Raw genomic sequence first — 14,475 nt, forward strand, 5'->3', positions numbered from 1 at the left:
ACGAATTTGTTGGAAAATGAGGGTGCCCGACCCAAAAGGCGGAAATTGTCACAGAACAATTGCCTGCGACGTGGAACTTTAGGCTAAACTATGGTGAAATTTGATGATGGCTGACGACAGCGAAAACATCCCCCACCGCGGCCGAGAGCTGCTTGATGTGCTGGCGCGGCTGGGAGGCTCGGCACGCAATACACAGATTGCGCAGGTCATGGACGTATCGGAAGAAACCGTTCGCCGACTGGTCAAGGGCCTGGCAAAGAAAAACATGGTTGAAAGGGTGCACGGCGGGACCTTTCTGTCGCGTGCGCAGGATACACCCATGTTTTCCGGGGCGCTGGAACTCAACGCGGAAGAAAAGACGCTTATCGCGAAAAAAGTCAGTCAGATTGTCGAGGACGGCATGGTGTTGTTCCTTACGGTGGGGTCAACCATGACGCATGTCGCCGAGCAATTGCGCGACCGGAAAAATTTGACCGTGGTCAGCAATTCGCTGTCGGTTGTCGCATCGCTGGCTGATCACAACGGAACCCGTGCGGTTCTGGCCGGGGGAGAGGTCATTCGATCCGAACGCGGCAGTTTCGGTCGTGCCGCCGAGCAGCTTGCCTGCCAGTACAGCTATGACGCGGTAATATGTGGCGCGGATGCCCTGTCGCTTTCCGGAGGGGTTCTTGCGCTAAACCCGCTGGAGGCTGAACTGACGCGCGCGTTACATAACAACACCCGGCGCATGATCGTTGCGGTGGATCACACGAAGTTCGGAGAGAGAGCGGCCAATGTAGCCTGCCGGTTCGACCAGGTCACCGATCTGGTGACCGACGCTGCACCGCCCGAACCTTTTGCTGCGGCTTTGAAGGATGCAGGGGTCAAAATTCACATCACATCTCGCCGGGGTGGCAAGAAGAAAAAGAAGGGTAGCGGTGGCGCGATCACCTGACCTGTTTCGCGATCAAAGGAAAACAAAAGCGCGCTTGCCCATGGGAGACAATAACAGATACTTCTGATGTCAGGTTTGGCCGTTGACGAAAGCGTCGACAGAGATTTGGCAAGCAACGAAGGTGAGCCGGGTTGGAGGCCTGCATGCCTGACAACCTGCCGGTCATCGGATCGGCCGCGGATACGCCGCGCGCCTTTCACGCTTTCGGGATTTCAACGCATGGATTACAGATGGCTCCTGTCGTAGGGCAGGTTCTGGCGGATTTGATGACTGGCGGAGCAGGCCGTTTCAATCTATCGCCCTTCCGCATTGACCGAATTGACCGCAAGGTCCCTTGATGGAGAGATCCGACATGACAATCACCCGTATCGAAACCGGCCAACGCATGAGCAAGATCGTCAAGCACAATGGAGTTGCCTATCTGTGTGGGCAGACTTCGGATGCGGCCACTGTGGCGGATCAGACCCGCGATATCCTGGCCAAGGTCGAGGATCTGCTGGCCAAAGCGGGCAGTGACAAGACGCGAGTTCTACAATGCACGATCTGGCTGGCGGACATGGCAGACTTTGCCGAGATGAACAAAGTCTGGGATGCCTGGGTGCCGGCGGGCCACGCTCCGGCCCGCGCGTGCGGCGAAGCCAAACTGGCGCGCGATGTTCTGAAGGTCGAGATGATCGTCACCGCTGCCTGCGACTGATTTATCAATCAAACCGCCTTGCCCAGACCATAAGGCATGAAGCGGTCGGTTGCGTCTGCCGTTCTTCGAAAAAGTTCACCGCCTTGGTTCTGGTGAAATTCGTTGGCCGTCAACGGAATAGGTGCCGGTGGGTGAGTGGCTATTTAATTAAAGATCAATTCGACTCGGTTCTCTGAAGCCTGTATTTCGCCAAATGCGGGCAAAAACAGATCGCGGTCTTATGCAGCCAACCTTTCAAAGAATGTTGGAAAACTGAACCACTCTGCAGTGTATTTTCTTGTGTGTCGGCTAAATTACTCTGATTGACCAGTCAGGCGTGACTGAAACGCGACGCGCCATCCGAATAGGGTACCCTGAGATCATTCAGGTCGAAATTCGTTCTGAGAATTAATTCACAAATGGCCTGGTTCCAAAATCTGAGTGACAAAAGGCAAGCATTCGAACCTCACGTTCAAGTTTAGAATGCCAAGGGAAGCGGCTGCACCGTGTCTCAAGTCGTCGATCATCCTTTGATCCGTCTCGCAATACATGCAGTACTGCGGTCCGCGTCAAACCCGGAACTTTCGGTGCAATAACTGACGCTGTGATGGCACCTGAATGCCAATGGCCTTCATTCGTTGAAACCGAGGTTCAAGCCATCGACGAAGGCGTGAAATAGCTGAGATTGAGTGCTGATCCCAAGCTTTGCATACGCATTTCGACGATGTGATTTCACGGTCGGCATCGCTATGCTCAGTGTCTTGCTGATCGAAAGACTTGAATGGCCTTTCAGGATCATCTGGACAACTTCAGCCTCTCGCGCGGTCAGAACGTCACGGCCAAAAGACTCCGGTGAAGGTGATGGACGACCCGACGCTTGCGTCTGCTCTCTGGACAGCCGTAGAAACGCCAGCCGGATCAATGGCAGGACGGATCGCAAAACTTCCAAATCCTGCTGAGGGATACCGTCAGGCGTGGCTTTGCGGGCCAGGCTTACCTCACCCATGATCCTCTGGGGCATGTCGACCAGGACTGAAACTTCCTGCAGACCGAAGGGCCAGCCGGGCGTCCTGAATTTGATCTCTTCGCTCTCATCCGCGATGACATCCGGCGTTGTTGCGACCCAGTTATCCGGTGCGAGATCGGCCATCCGGTATACCCCTGCGGCGATACCTGCCCGGATCGCATTGTGCACCGGGTTGAGCAGGTAGGTTCTGGAGACATACAGCTGAACCGCGGCCTTGGACGCTGGATTTGGGTAGCTATCCGCCAGATAAACCGGAGGCCCTGAGGGTCGGTTGAGCACCGCAAATGCCGCCTCGCACGGAAATAGGTATTCGACGGCCCGGATCAGGGCATCGCTTTTTGCCTGCCCGTCGATCACTTCAGAAATGGATTGGCTGAATTCCTTTAACTGCAAATCCGGCCTTCTTCCTACCGTTGTCTCATCCCTTGGGACGATGGTTTTACTATAATGTTGCTGATACCGAACTCCGCAAAGGAGTATCAATATGCCGAACCCGCCGATTGTCCTTGATAATACAACGGTTTCAGAACACCTGGGCAAGCTGGATGTGGTCCAAGCGATGCGCACGCTGTTCACCGAGCTTGGTGAAGCCCGTGCGGTACAACCACCGCAGACCGTGACCGAAATTCCAGGGGGCGGCGATTTCATAACCTATCTCGGAGCGCTCGAGGGGGCCGGTGTGTTCGGGGCCAAGTTGTCGCCTTATCTGCCGCGCGCCAATGGACCCATCATCACCACCTGGACTGTTCTGATGTCCATAAAAGATGGTCAGCCATTGGCGTTGATCGACGCAGGCGTGCTGACCACCGAACGCACGGCCGCCACGACCGCATTGGCGGTGGATGAGCTGGCTCCGACGGGCCGCCCGCTGACGCTGGCCATCATCGGAACAGGTCAGGTCGCACAGGCGCATATGCGCCATGTGGCCGGTCTGCGCGACTGGGCAGAGGTGCGCATCTACTCGCCGGGTTTGGGTGAAAACGCGGATATTCAGGCGACATGGAAAATGCTGTGCCCTGACGCCAAGTTGGCCTCGAGTTCCAGGCAGGCTATTGCACAGGCCGATGTTGTCATGCTGTGCACGTCATCGGGTAGTCCGGTCATTTCCACGGAAGATATAGCGGTCGATGCGCTGGTGACATCGATCAGCACCAATGTTGCCCGTGCGCATGAAGTTGATCCGACCTTTCTGGCATCCGCGCAGGTCTATTGCGACTACCGGGAAACAACCCCTGATACGGCCGGCGAGATGCTGATTGCGGTGGAACGACACAACTGGAGCAAGACCGCGATCCTTGGCGATCTTGCGGAACTCTGTACCGGCAGATGCCAGCGACCTATTGCAGGAACTCCGGTCTTCTTCCGCTCTGTCGGGTTGGGGCTGGAGGACATCGCCGTGGCAAAAGCCGTTTTTGACCAGACTTCAGCCTGAGGAGAGCGCACATGTTCATCGAACCGTTCAAAGTCGAAATCTGGATGAATGAGTGGGAAACCCGCTGTACCCACAATCTTGCCGAAACCTGCGTGGCCAGCATCACGATCGATCAGCTGTTGCAACTGTCCGGACTTAATCAAAACGACTTGTCCGAACTGCTGCCAATGAAAATGACCTACGGTGCGATCGAAGGGTCAATCCGCCTGCGTCAGGCCATTTCAGATCTCTATGACGATCGGAACGTCGAAGATATCACCATTACCCACGGCACGATTGCGGCCAATATGCTAGTGCATAAGGCAGTGGTTTCGCGCGGGGACCGGATGGTTTCGATTGTGCCGACCTATCAGCAACACTATTCGATCCCCGCCAGTATCGGAGCCGATGTTCAGATTCTGCCACTGCGCGCGGAAGACGCATTCCTGCCTGATCTGGACCGGTTACGTGAACTGGTGACACCGGAAACCAGACTGATTGCCCTGACAAACCCCAACAATCCGACGGGTGCGCTGATCGAACGGCCAATGTTGCTGGACATTGCCGAGATTGCACGTTCTGTCGGCGCATATGTCCTGTGTGACGAAGTCTATCGCGGCACCGGGCAGGAGGGCGACGGCATGTCGCCTTCTATTGTTGACATATACGAAAAGGGGATCAGCACGGCGAGTACATCGAAAGCGTTTTCGCTGGCCGGTTTGCGCGTCGGTTGGGTGGTGGCCCCGAAAGAGGTGACCGAGCAGATCCTGATCCACCGTGATTTCGATACGATCTCGGTCGGTATGATCAACGATCACTTTGCTGCCATCGCATTGGAGAACCAGCATAAGGTTCTGGCCCGCAGTCACCGGATCACGCGGGGGAATCTTGCTGTGCTGGACGCATGGATTGCCACGCAGCCGCGCGTTGATTGGGTCAAACCCCGCGCCGGGACAACCGCGATGTTGAAACTCGACATACCGATCAGCTCACGCGAATTCTGTGTCGACTTGGTGCAGACAACCGGAGTGATGCTGACCCCGGGCGACGCCTTTGACATGGAAGGTTATGTCCGTATCGGTTTTGCCAATGACCCCTATGTGCTGCGGGAGGGTTTGGAAAAACTGTCAGGGTTTCTGATAGCCCGCTTCGGTCGCGCCGACGGTGGTTTTGTCGCAGACGTTTCGGAAGAATAAGGCCGGGCTTGGAGGTGTTGGTTTGACTATTTTTGTCCGGATGCAGCCTTTCGCACGATTGGCAACGCGCCTGGTCAAAGCGCCGATCAGAAACGGCAGGCCGCTTTTGCGGTTTATTCCGAGTAGCGCATCTCCATCTCGTCGTAATGTGCTTTCTGAACTGCGTTCTGACGGATTTCGAAACTGGCGACGGGTCCGCTTTCGTCCATGCGGCCGTTGGCTTGAAGCATCGACAGCGCGTCGTTCATGCCCTTCAGTGCGCCCTGCAACGCGACATTGGCATATAGGACCAGGCCAAACCCCATTTCGTCCAGACCAGAGAATTCGATGATTGGAGTTTTGCCGCCTACAACCAGATTGATCAGCTGTGGCGTGCCTGCAAGCCGCTTGGGAATGCTGCGAATATCGTCAAGGCTGCGCGGTGCCTCGATAAATGTGATGTCAGCCCCGTCTTCGATGAAGGCTTCCGCGCGTTCAATGGCGGCGTCGAACCCTTGGGTCGCACAGGCATCGGTGCGCGCGACAATAAGGAAGTTTGGGTCGTGGCGGGCGTCTGCTGCGGCCTTGATACGGCTGCGCGCCTCTGTCAGATCGACCACATCCTTGCCGGAGAAATGACCGCAGCGTTTGGGATTAACCTGATCCTCAAGTTGAATGGCGCTGGCGCCGGCGCGTTCCAGCGTGCGCACGGTATGGTGGACGTTCAGGGCATTGCCGAAGCCGGTATCCGCATCAACCACAATGGGCAGTTCGGTGCTGTTGCGGATGGCCGATGTGTGCTGGGCGATCTCGGGCAGCGAGATGAAGCCCAGATCGGGCATGCCCAGATAGGTGTTGGTCAGCCCCGCACCCGAGATATAGACGGCCTCAAACTCCAACTGGTCGATCACGCGTGCCGCAAGAGCATTGGCTGCGCCGGGCATCAGAACGGCTTTGCCCGTGTTCAGGCGTTCACGGAATGCTTTGTTGATCTCATGGTTCATCATCGGCGCGCTCTCCGGTTCAATGGTCTGCCTGCCTGCCTAGCGAAGCCTGCGGTACGAGGCAAGTTGCTGTGAATTGCGTTCTGTCAGATGAAACAGTGCCGTCAGCGTGTGGTCAGACTGCGCGCAAGACTTTCCAGCAGCGGGACCGTATTTGCCCGCGCCTCGGTATCGAACCTGTTGGCCAGACCGGACACTGTCAGGGCGCCGATGAGATCGCCGTTTGCATCAAAAACAGGGGTCGCGACAGAGGAGATGTTGGGATTTGTCTGACCGACTGAACTGACCGTGCCGTTCTTGTTGAACTTGGCCAGGTCACCGACATCCTCGCCCGAGAAATGCCTCAAGACCAGCCCGGAGGCCCCAGTGGACAATTGCAGGCGCATACCTTCCTCAACATGGAATCGCAGCAGGTTGGGGGAATTTTCCCTGTATAAACAGATACGTTCATTGCCCGAGCGGACATAGAACGAGGCGGTTTCCCCAGTTGCCTCAGCCAGGATTTTTAGCGATGGCGCGACGTGTTCGCGCTTGGTGAAATCGCGCCGGAATATCAACCCCAGCCGCCAGACGCTGGGGCCGACACTGAACATGCCGTCACTATCGCGCTGAATGAAGCCATAGATCATCATCGAGTTGGTCAGCCGCAGGATCGTGCTTTTGTGCAGGCCTGTCTCTTCGGCCAACTCTGCAAGAGACATGATTGGGCGCTGTGTCGAAAAGGCACTGAGGATGGACATGGCACGTTCGACGGATTCGGTTCTGTTCGCGGGCATAGCATTCTGCCAGGTGAAACGGGGTTAGATCGATCTTGCTGATATCCAGCCGCAATGTCTAGCTTGTCGGCAAATCAGGAGGCAACCGTGACAATCGCAACCTACAAACCTATCGCCAACACCTCTTTTCGGGCCGTGGACTATTGCGCCCTATTGGGCCCCGAATTTCGAAAGCTTCCTTATTCTCTAAGGGTTCTGGCGGAAAATGCTGCGCGTCATTCCGAAGGAGGCGCTGCGGCGCTGGATGTGCTCCGACGCTCTGGCGAGGCTGTACCGTTCCGTCCTGCACGGCTGTTGTTGCACGACATGCTGGGAATTCCGGCGCTGATCGACATCATGGCCATGCGCAACCGGCTGGAGGAGGTGGGCGGAGATCCGGACGTAGTTGATATGAGCCTGCCGGTCGACCTGGTGATCGACCATTCCATGTCGATCAACCATTGGGCGGACAAGTTTGCGCTGGCCAAGAACATGGACCGAGAGTTTGAGGTCAACCGTGAGCGTTTCGCTTTTCTAAAAGCCTGTGAAGCACGGTTCCCCCGACTGCGGGTCATTCCGCCGGGGGGTGGGATTTGCCATCAGGTCAATCTGGAATATCTCGGGCAGACTGTTTTGCCATCCAACGAGACCCCCGATGTTCTGATCCCGGACTCCAGCCTTGGCACTGACAGCCACACGCCGATGATCAACGCGTTGGGGATCATGGGCTGGGGCATTGGGGGGCTAGAGGCCGAAGCGCTGCTGTTCGGTGAGACCACCCCGGTCAATGTGCCCCGCGTCATCGGGCTTGAGGTAACGGGCAACCCGTCCGACGATGTCACCGCCACTGACATTGCGCTGGTCATCGCCGAGAAACTGCGCGCCATCGGCGTGGTCGACACCTTTGTTGAGCTGTTTGGCACCGGTTATTCCGCGCTGAGCGTCGCCGACCGCGCCACCATTGCAAACATGGCGCCGGAATATGGTTCCACTATGGTGTTCTGCCCGGTCGACGAGCGCACCATTGGGTACCTGCGCCAGACCGGCCGCAGTGAAAGCGCCACATTGGCCGAGAGCTACTGCAAGGCGCAAAACCTTTGGGTCGATGGCATGGATGCGGCCATTGAATACGAGCAGGTGGTTGAATTGAACCTTGATCAGGTTGGCCGGTCCGTTTCGGGCCCGTCCCGGCCGGAACAGCGGATTGACCTGTCCGCCGCCGCTGAGCGTCTGACTTTTGAGGGCGAAACGGACCGTCGGGTTCCGGTCCCGAATGCCGATCACGACATCGGTGACGGCGATGTGATCATCGCTGCGATCACCAGCTGCACCAACACCGCCAACCCGCGCAACATGGTTCTAGCCGGGCTGGTGGCCCGAAACGCCGTGGCGCGCGGCCTGACTGTCAAGCCACATGTCAAAACTTCGCTGGCTCCGGGTTCGCGGGTCGTGGCTAAATACCTGGCGGAAAGCGGCCTGCAGGCGCCCTTGGACGCCCTCGGGTTCGAAGTTGCGGCATTTTCCTGTTCGACCTGCAACGGCATGTCGGGACCGCTGCATCCAGATCACGAAAAGGCGATCAAGGACAATGATGTCAAAGGGATCGCGGTCCTTTCCGGGAACCGGAACTTTGCCGGGCGCATTCACCCGCTGGCTTCGCGCAACATGATTGCCTCGCCGCCGCTGGTCGTGGCCTATGCGCTGATGGGTACGATCCATAAGGACATTACGACCGAGCCCCTGGGGGTGGACCGGGACGGCAAGCCGGTGATGCTGAATGATCTGTGGCCCTCGGCGGATGAGGTGGCGCGGATTGTCGAGACTTATGTCACACCTGACGAGTTTCGCGACAACTACGCTGCAATCGGAGATGTGAATTACCAGTGGAACGCGATGGAGGTTGGCACCGGAACATATGAATGGGTGCCTTCGACCTATGTCTCATTTCCACCCTTTGTGAAAGGCATTCGCCCCGAGAACGCCGGGATCGAACCGCTGCGCGGCCTGCGTCCGCTGGCCATTCTGGGCGACAGTGTCACGACCGACCATATATCGCCGTCTGGTATCATCACCACCGATTCTGAGGCCGGGCAGTTCCTTCAGGCAAAGGGTGTCACCCAACGCGACTTCAACTCGTTCGGGACCCGCCGGGGATGTTCGGATGTGGTTATTCGTTCGACCTTTGCAAATTACCGTCTGCGCAACGAGATGACCCCGGACAAAGAAGGCTCGTGGACCCGGATCGAGCCTGAAGGTGAGGTTACATCGGTCTTCAAGGCGATTGAGACCTATCTGGACCGGGATCAGAAACTGGTGGTGATCGGCGGCAAAGAATATGGCTGCGGTTCTTCCCGGGACACGGCGGCAAAGGCCCCCTGGCTTGCCGGAATACGCGCCGTGATCTGTGAGAGCTTTGAGCGGATCCACCGCTCGAATCTTGTAAACATGGGGATTGCGCCGCTGTGTTTCCCGGAGGGCGTGAACCGCAGGACGCTGCAACTTGACGGGTCCGAGACTTTTGACATCGACTTCAGCGATGATCTGACCGAGGCCAAGCTGACCATCCACAGAAAGGATGGTCGCACGGATACCACGCCGCTGGATTTGCGTCTGTACAATGACGGTGAGCGTGCGACCTTTGCCGAGGGCGGTCTGCTGCCGCGTGCGTTCCGCGGATTTCTGGCGGGGGCGGCGTGATGGCGGAACGTTTACGGGCCGCGTTTTATCGCGGCGGTACATCCAAGGCTGTAGTGTTCAACGGTGCAGATCTGCCCAGGGACCGGGCCGCGCGCGATCGCATATTCCTGCATGTCCTGGGAAGCCCTGACCCCAACGGGCGCCAGCTGAACGGCATGGGCGGCGGGTTGTCGTCCTTGTCCAAGGTGGTCATCGTCGAGCCTTCGGATCGTGACGATGCGGACGTGGATTATACATTCGTGCAGATCGCCGTGGACGAACCGGTCGCCGATTACGGCTCGGCCTGCGGAAACATGTCCTCCTGCGTCGGCCCTTTCGCGGTTGAGGAAGGCATGGTGCAGGTTGCAGCGGATCAAAGTGAGGTGCTGGTCCGCATATTCAGCACCAATACCAATGGCGTTTATCACGCGCGCTTTCCGGTGCGGGACGGTCAGCCCGTCGAACAGGGCACGCTTGAAATTCCCGGTGTGGCGGGAACCGGGGCGAAAGTGACGATAGATTTCCTTGCACCCGGTGGGGCCGGAACCGGCAAGCTGCTGCCGACGGGCAATGCGCTGGATACGCTTCAGATCGAAGGGTTCGGAGCGCTGGAGGTCTCACTGATCGACGCGGCCAATCCGGTAGTGTTTTTCCGCGCTGCTGATCTGCACAAAACCGCCACCGAACGCCCCCAGGATCTGGATGGTGATCCGGACTTTATGGCTCTGGTCGAAGAAATTCGCGTTGCTGGTGCTGTTGCAATGGGAATGGCTCCGTCGCGCAAGGACGTAAAACGCTCCAGCCCGAAAGTGGCGATGCTCGGTGCGCCCGCTGAGTTCACGGCGCTGGATGGCAGCCTTCACAAAAAGGACAGCCATGACATCAATGTGCGGCTCGTGTCGATGGGCAACTTTCATCGCGCGATTACACTGACGGGGGCCATGTGCACCGCCGTTGCAGCCCAGATACGGGGCAGTCTGGTGCAAAGGATCGCGCAACCTGAGGGTCAGGAATTACGCATTGGAAACCCATCGGGTGACTTGCCAACCATCGCGGATGTCCGGCCAGGCCCGTCGGGACCCGAGGCAATATCGGCCGGTACTTTCCGCACACAGAGGCGAATTATGGAAGGGGCCGTCCTTTACCCATCCGAATTGATGGAGGAAGCGCATTGACCAGTTTCCAGACCAGCCGACCTACGACGGATCTGAGTGATGCCCATCCGGACAAGGTGCGCCCTGTACTGCAACGGTTCAACGATTACGGTGCAAAACGCAGCTTTTCGGGGCGTATTCATACTGCGGTGACGGCGGAAGATACCCGTCTGATTCAAGAGAAACTCTTTACTTTACAGGGAAATGGCGGTGTCATCGTACTTGATGGCGGTGGCTCGCTCCGAACAGCTATGTTGGGGGACATGATGGCGGAGAGGTTGATCGCCAATGGGTGGGCCGGGATCGTCATCAATGGTGCTGTCCGCGACAGCAAGCGTCTGGCGCAGCTCGACCTTGGCATCAAAGCGCTGGGCGTAACTCCGGTTCGGTCCGCCAAGACAGGGATCGGCGCAATAGACGTTCCGGTTGCCTTTGGCAGCGTGCTCTTCGAGCCCGGAAGTTACATCTACTGCGATGAAGACGGTATCCTGATTGCGGAGGAACCACTTTAAACAAAACAAGGAAATGCCAGCCAATGGGAGGAAATCATGGCAAAATTCAATCTAACCCGCAGGACATTTGCGGCTGCCGCCGTGGCGGCGGTTTCACTTGGCGCGCCGACACTGGCGCACGCGGAACAAGTCGTTGAAAGTATCCACTTTCTGATCCCCGGCGGTGCCGGCGGCGGTTGGGATGGCACCGCGCGTGGTACCGGCGAGGCACTGACAGAATCGGGGCTGGTCGGATCGGCCAGCTACGAGAACATGTCAGGCGGCGGCGGTGGCAAGGCCATCGGTTATCTGATCGAAAACGCCGACAGCAACCACGGCACGCTTATGGTCAACTCGACCCCAATCGTGATTCGGTCGTTGACGGGCATCTTCCCGCAGAACTTCCGCGATCTGACCCTTGTGGCCGGGACCATCGGGGATTACGCGGCGCTTGTGGTCGCGGCAGATGGCCCGGTTCAGGACCTGAACGGGTTGATCGAAGCCTTCAACGCCGACCCGAACGGCGTTGCCGTGGGTGGTGGTTCGGTACCTGGCGGTATGGATCATCTGGTCGCCGCCATGGTTTTTCAGGCAGCTGGTGCTGACCCTGTGGCCATGAAATACGTCCCCTATGACGGCGGCGGTGCGACCATGGCCGGTTTGCTGTCGGGTGAGGTACAGGCCGTTTCGACGGGCTTCTCGGAAGCGGTGGAATTGGCCAAGGCCGGTGAGGTGCGCATAATCGGCGTGACCTCGGACGAGCGTGTGGACGCTTATCCCGATGCTCCGACCATGAAAGAGCAGGGCAACGACACCACGTTCGTCAACTGGCGCGGGTTCTTTGCCGCACCCGGACTGCCGGAAGACAAGCTGGCCATGTATCAGGATGCGTTGACCAAAATGTACGACACGCCGGAATGGGTGGCAGTCCGCGATCGTAACGGTTGGGTCGATATCCACAACAACGGTGATGATTTCCGTGCGTTCCTGGAGCAGCAGGAACAGGAAATCGGCGACCTGATGAAGAAGCTGGGCTTCCTCTGACGCGGTCTGCGATATCCTGAAAAACGGGTGCCCGGCTGTGTGCCGGACACCTCAAACAAAAAAAGGGGAGGGGATGGAAATGGCACTGGATCGCTGGATTGCACTTGTCATTCTTCTGATCTGTCTGGCCTATGGCTATACCGCCTATTTCACCATGGACGACCTGTTGCCGCCAATCATGCGGCGCAGCCCGATCTGGCCGTCAAGCTTTCCCAAGGTGTTGGCCATAGGTGCTATTTTGATGTCGGTGTCCATTATTCTGGGGTTGGAAAAAACACCTGAGAAACAAGATGCGGCGGACATCAATCTGGCGAAGCTGCATGAATACAAGTTGGGTCAGGCGTTGCTGCTGGTGGCCTTGATGGTCGGTTATGCGCTGCTGCTGCGTCCGCTTGGATTTCTGGTCTCGACCTTCCTCTTTCTCACGGTAGGAAGCTTCATTCTCGGCGAGCGCCGGTACGTGCTGATGGTCATTGTCAGTGCCATTGCCGCCGGGGTGGTCTGGTATCTGGTGGAAGTGATACTTGGCATTTTCCTCAGCCCGTTTCCCGGATTTCTGAACGCGATGGCAAACGGAGGCTGACATGCTTGAAGGACTCATGATGGGCCTCGCGACGGCCTTTACGTTCACAAACATTCTTATGGTGATCGGCGGCTGCCTGATCGGTACGTTCATTGGCATGCTGCCGGGTCTGGGGCCGATGTCGATCATTGCGATCATGATCCCGATCGCGATTACCATCGGCGACCCGTCGGCCGCATTGATCCTGCTGGCCGGTGTCTACTATGGCGCCGTCTTCGGAGGATCGACATCATCGATCCTGATCAACGCGCCAGGGGTGGCCTCGACAGTTGCAACCAGTTTCGACGGCTACCCGCTGGCCCGTTCGGGGCAGGCAGGCAAGGCGCTGACCGTCGCCGCAATCTCGTCCTTTGCCGGGGGCACGATCGGGGCGGTGCTGCTGATGGTCTTTGCGCCGGCTCTGGCCTCGGTGGCACTGCTGTTTCATTCCTCGGAGTATTTCGCGCTGATGGTCGTCGGTCTTTCGGCCATTGCCGCCTTTGCCGGAACGGGGCAGGTCAGCAAAGCGCTGTTGATGACCTTCCTGGGTCTGATCATGGCGACGGTGGGCGAAGGTGTGCTGTTCAACGCGCCGCGCTTCACCATGGGCATCATGGACCTGCAGTCCGGATTTGGTTTCATTACGCTGGCCATGGCAATGTTTGCTTTGCCGGAAGCGATCTACCTTGTTCTGGACCCCAACCGGTCGAAAACCGGGGGTGGCGATAGTGGTGAAATCACGAACCTGAGAATTGACCGCAGCGAGGCGAGAAAGATAGCCCCGGTCATCGGACGCCAGTCCATTCAAGGGTTCTTCATCGGCGTTTTGCCGGGGGCCGGGGCGACGATTGCCTCTTTCCTTGGCTATGCGGTGGAACGCAACATCGCGCCGAAGGAAGAACAGGAGCGCTTTGGCAAGGGCGAGATCAAAGGTATCGCCGCGCCGGAAAGCGCAAACAACGCCGCCTGTACCGGGTCGTTTGTACCGCTTCTGACGCTGGGCATTCCCGGGTCGGGTACCACTGCGATCCTTCTTGGGGCATTGATCGCGCTGAATGTCAGCCCCGGACCGCGCCTGATGATCGACGAGCCGCAGATTTTCTGGGCCGTCATCATTTCGATGTATCTTGGAAATCTGGTGCTGCTGATCCTGAACCTGCCGCTGATCCCTTATATCGCCAAGGTACTGGCCGTTCCGCGCAACTTCCTGATCCCGTTCATTTTGTTCTTCACGCTCATGGGGGCGTATATCGGGCAGAACAATGCGACCGAATTGCTGATCCTGGTCGGCTTTGGTGTTTGCGCGACGATCCTGCGCTTTGCCGATTATCCTCTGGCGCCACTGTTGATCGGGTTCATTCTTGGACCCTTGCTTGAGAACAACTTCTCGCGCGCGATGCAGCTTTATGATGGCATGAGTTTTATCTGGCAGCGGCCGATGACTTTGGGTCTTCTGGTTCTCGCCGTGCTTCTGGTGTTGCTGCCTAGCTTCCGCCGCCGCCGCGCGCGTGCCCGGGCCGAAGGGGTTGCGGATGGTGACTGAGTTTCAGGCGTTTGTTTGGCCTG

Annotated in this window: 14 protein-coding genes; 11 read left to right on the forward strand and 3 right to left on the reverse strand. The window is 57.8% G+C overall.

Features of this window, described 5'->3' with window-relative positions; genetic code table 11:
* Positions 1 to 103: 103 nt before the first annotated feature.
* The 3 genes from ACR3EQ_RS22400 (at position 104) to ACR3EQ_RS22410 (ending at position 1,631) form a co-directional block, all read left to right on the forward strand.
* On the forward strand, positions 104 to 934 hold the full coding sequence (locus tag ACR3EQ_RS22400; RefSeq protein ID WP_480441482.1) for a DeoR/GlpR family DNA-binding transcription regulator: 831 nt from the start codon (positions 104 to 106) through the stop codon (positions 932 to 934).
* Between the two features lie 131 nt (positions 935 to 1,065).
* Positions 1,066 to 1,272, forward strand: coding sequence for an FAD-dependent oxidoreductase (locus ACR3EQ_RS22405; RefSeq protein WP_480492163.1), 207 nt, complete (start codon positions 1,066 to 1,068; stop codon positions 1,270 to 1,272).
* 14 nt (positions 1,273 to 1,286) lie between these two features.
* Entirely contained in the window at positions 1,287 to 1,631 is a 345-nt protein-coding gene (locus tag ACR3EQ_RS22410) for a RidA family protein (protein WP_480492165.1), read from the forward strand.
* 610 nt (positions 1,632 to 2,241) lie between these two features.
* On the opposite strand, the gene ACR3EQ_RS22415 is transcribed toward ACR3EQ_RS22410, so the two are convergent.
* Entirely contained in the window at positions 2,242 to 3,030 is a 789-nt protein-coding gene (locus ACR3EQ_RS22415; protein WP_480492167.1) for a helix-turn-helix transcriptional regulator, read from the reverse strand.
* Positions 3,031 to 3,121: 91 nt separating this feature from the next.
* On the opposite strand from ACR3EQ_RS22415, the gene ACR3EQ_RS22420 reads away from it, so the two are divergent.
* Positions 3,122 to 4,069 (forward strand): ornithine cyclodeaminase family protein, encoded by a 948-nt coding sequence (locus ACR3EQ_RS22420; protein ID WP_480492169.1) that lies wholly within the window; start codon positions 3,122 to 3,124, stop codon positions 4,067 to 4,069.
* A gap of 11 nt (positions 4,070 to 4,080) precedes the next feature.
* Positions 4,081 to 5,244, forward strand: a complete 1,164-nt coding sequence (locus ACR3EQ_RS22425) for an aminotransferase (protein WP_480492170.1) — start codon at positions 4,081 to 4,083, stop codon at positions 5,242 to 5,244.
* Between the two features lie 113 nt (positions 5,245 to 5,357).
* Here ACR3EQ_RS22425 and ACR3EQ_RS22430 read toward each other — a convergent pair whose 3' ends face one another.
* Both ACR3EQ_RS22430 and ACR3EQ_RS22435 read right to left on the reverse strand, forming a co-directional pair.
* Complete coding sequence (locus ACR3EQ_RS22430) at positions 5,358 to 6,230, reverse strand: isocitrate lyase/PEP mutase family protein (RefSeq protein WP_480492172.1); 873 nt, start codon at positions 6,228 to 6,230, stop codon at positions 5,358 to 5,360.
* Positions 6,231 to 6,331: 101 nt separating this feature from the next.
* Entirely contained in the window at positions 6,332 to 7,003 is a 672-nt protein-coding gene (locus tag ACR3EQ_RS22435; RefSeq protein ID WP_170611612.1) for an IclR family transcriptional regulator, read from the reverse strand.
* A gap of 87 nt (positions 7,004 to 7,090) precedes the next feature.
* On the opposite strand from ACR3EQ_RS22435, the gene acnA reads away from it, so the two are divergent.
* The 6 genes from acnA (at position 7,091) to ACR3EQ_RS22465 (ending at position 14,452) form a co-directional block, all read left to right on the forward strand.
* Positions 7,091 to 9,679, forward strand: a complete 2,589-nt coding sequence (acnA, locus tag ACR3EQ_RS22440; protein WP_170611614.1) for an aconitate hydratase AcnA — start codon at positions 7,091 to 7,093, stop codon at positions 9,677 to 9,679.
* Positions 9,679 to 10,833 carry a PrpF domain-containing protein gene (locus ACR3EQ_RS22445; RefSeq protein WP_170619636.1) on the forward strand — a complete coding sequence of 385 codons (1,155 nt, stop codon included), beginning with the start codon at positions 9,679 to 9,681 and terminating at the stop codon, positions 10,831 to 10,833. The genes acnA and ACR3EQ_RS22445 overlap by 1 nt, the downstream gene beginning before the upstream one ends.
* Positions 10,830 to 11,324, forward strand: coding sequence for a ribonuclease E activity regulator RraA (gene rraA / locus ACR3EQ_RS22450; RefSeq protein WP_170611619.1), 495 nt, complete (start codon positions 10,830 to 10,832; stop codon positions 11,322 to 11,324). Before ACR3EQ_RS22445 ends, rraA begins: the two co-directional genes overlap by 4 nt.
* A gap of 36 nt (positions 11,325 to 11,360) precedes the next feature.
* On the forward strand, positions 11,361 to 12,347 hold the full coding sequence (locus ACR3EQ_RS22455; RefSeq protein ID WP_170611621.1) for a tripartite tricarboxylate transporter substrate-binding protein: 987 nt from the start codon (positions 11,361 to 11,363) through the stop codon (positions 12,345 to 12,347).
* 79 nt (positions 12,348 to 12,426) lie between these two features.
* Positions 12,427 to 12,930 carry a tripartite tricarboxylate transporter TctB family protein gene (locus tag ACR3EQ_RS22460; RefSeq protein ID WP_170611623.1) on the forward strand — a complete coding sequence of 168 codons (504 nt, stop codon included), beginning with the start codon at positions 12,427 to 12,429 and terminating at the stop codon, positions 12,928 to 12,930.
* 1 nt (position 12,931) lies between these two features.
* The gene (locus tag ACR3EQ_RS22465) at positions 12,932 to 14,452 is read left to right on the forward strand and encodes a tripartite tricarboxylate transporter permease (protein WP_170611625.1); all 1,521 of its coding nucleotides are present in this window, start codon (positions 12,932 to 12,934) and stop codon (positions 14,450 to 14,452) included.
* The last annotated feature ends 23 nt before the right edge of the window (positions 14,453 to 14,475 follow it).

The sequence above is a fragment of the Ruegeria sp. AN11 genome (assembly GCF_056536005.1).

What these genes read in the sequence shown, in the direction of transcription:
- ACR3EQ_RS22400 (WP_480441482.1), top strand. Translation starts at nt 104, where the DNA reads ATGATGGCTGACGACAGCGAAAACATCCCCCACCGCGGCCGAGAGCTG.
- ACR3EQ_RS22410 (WP_480492165.1), top strand. Translation starts at nt 1,287, where the DNA reads ATGACAATCACCCGTATCGAAACCGGCCAACGCATGAGCAAGATCGTC.
- ACR3EQ_RS22420 (WP_480492169.1), top strand. Translation starts at nt 3,122, where the DNA reads ATGCCGAACCCGCCGATTGTCCTTGATAATACAACGGTTTCAGAACAC.
- ACR3EQ_RS22425 (WP_480492170.1), top strand. Translation starts at nt 4,081, where the DNA reads ATGTTCATCGAACCGTTCAAAGTCGAAATCTGGATGAATGAGTGGGAA.
- ACR3EQ_RS22430 (WP_480492172.1), bottom strand. Translation starts at nt 6,230, where the DNA reads ATGATGAACCATGAGATCAACAAAGCATTCCGTGAACGCCTGAACACG.
- ACR3EQ_RS22435 (WP_170611612.1), bottom strand. Translation starts at nt 7,003, where the DNA reads ATGCCCGCGAACAGAACCGAATCCGTCGAACGTGCCATGTCCATCCTC.
- ACR3EQ_RS22445 (WP_170619636.1), top strand. Translation starts at nt 9,679, where the DNA reads ATGGCGGAACGTTTACGGGCCGCGTTTTATCGCGGCGGTACATCCAAG.
- ACR3EQ_RS22455 (WP_170611621.1), top strand. Translation starts at nt 11,361, where the DNA reads ATGGCAAAATTCAATCTAACCCGCAGGACATTTGCGGCTGCCGCCGTG.
- ACR3EQ_RS22460 (WP_170611623.1), top strand. Translation starts at nt 12,427, where the DNA reads ATGGCACTGGATCGCTGGATTGCACTTGTCATTCTTCTGATCTGTCTG.
- ACR3EQ_RS22465 (WP_170611625.1), top strand. Translation starts at nt 12,932, where the DNA reads ATGCTTGAAGGACTCATGATGGGCCTCGCGACGGCCTTTACGTTCACA.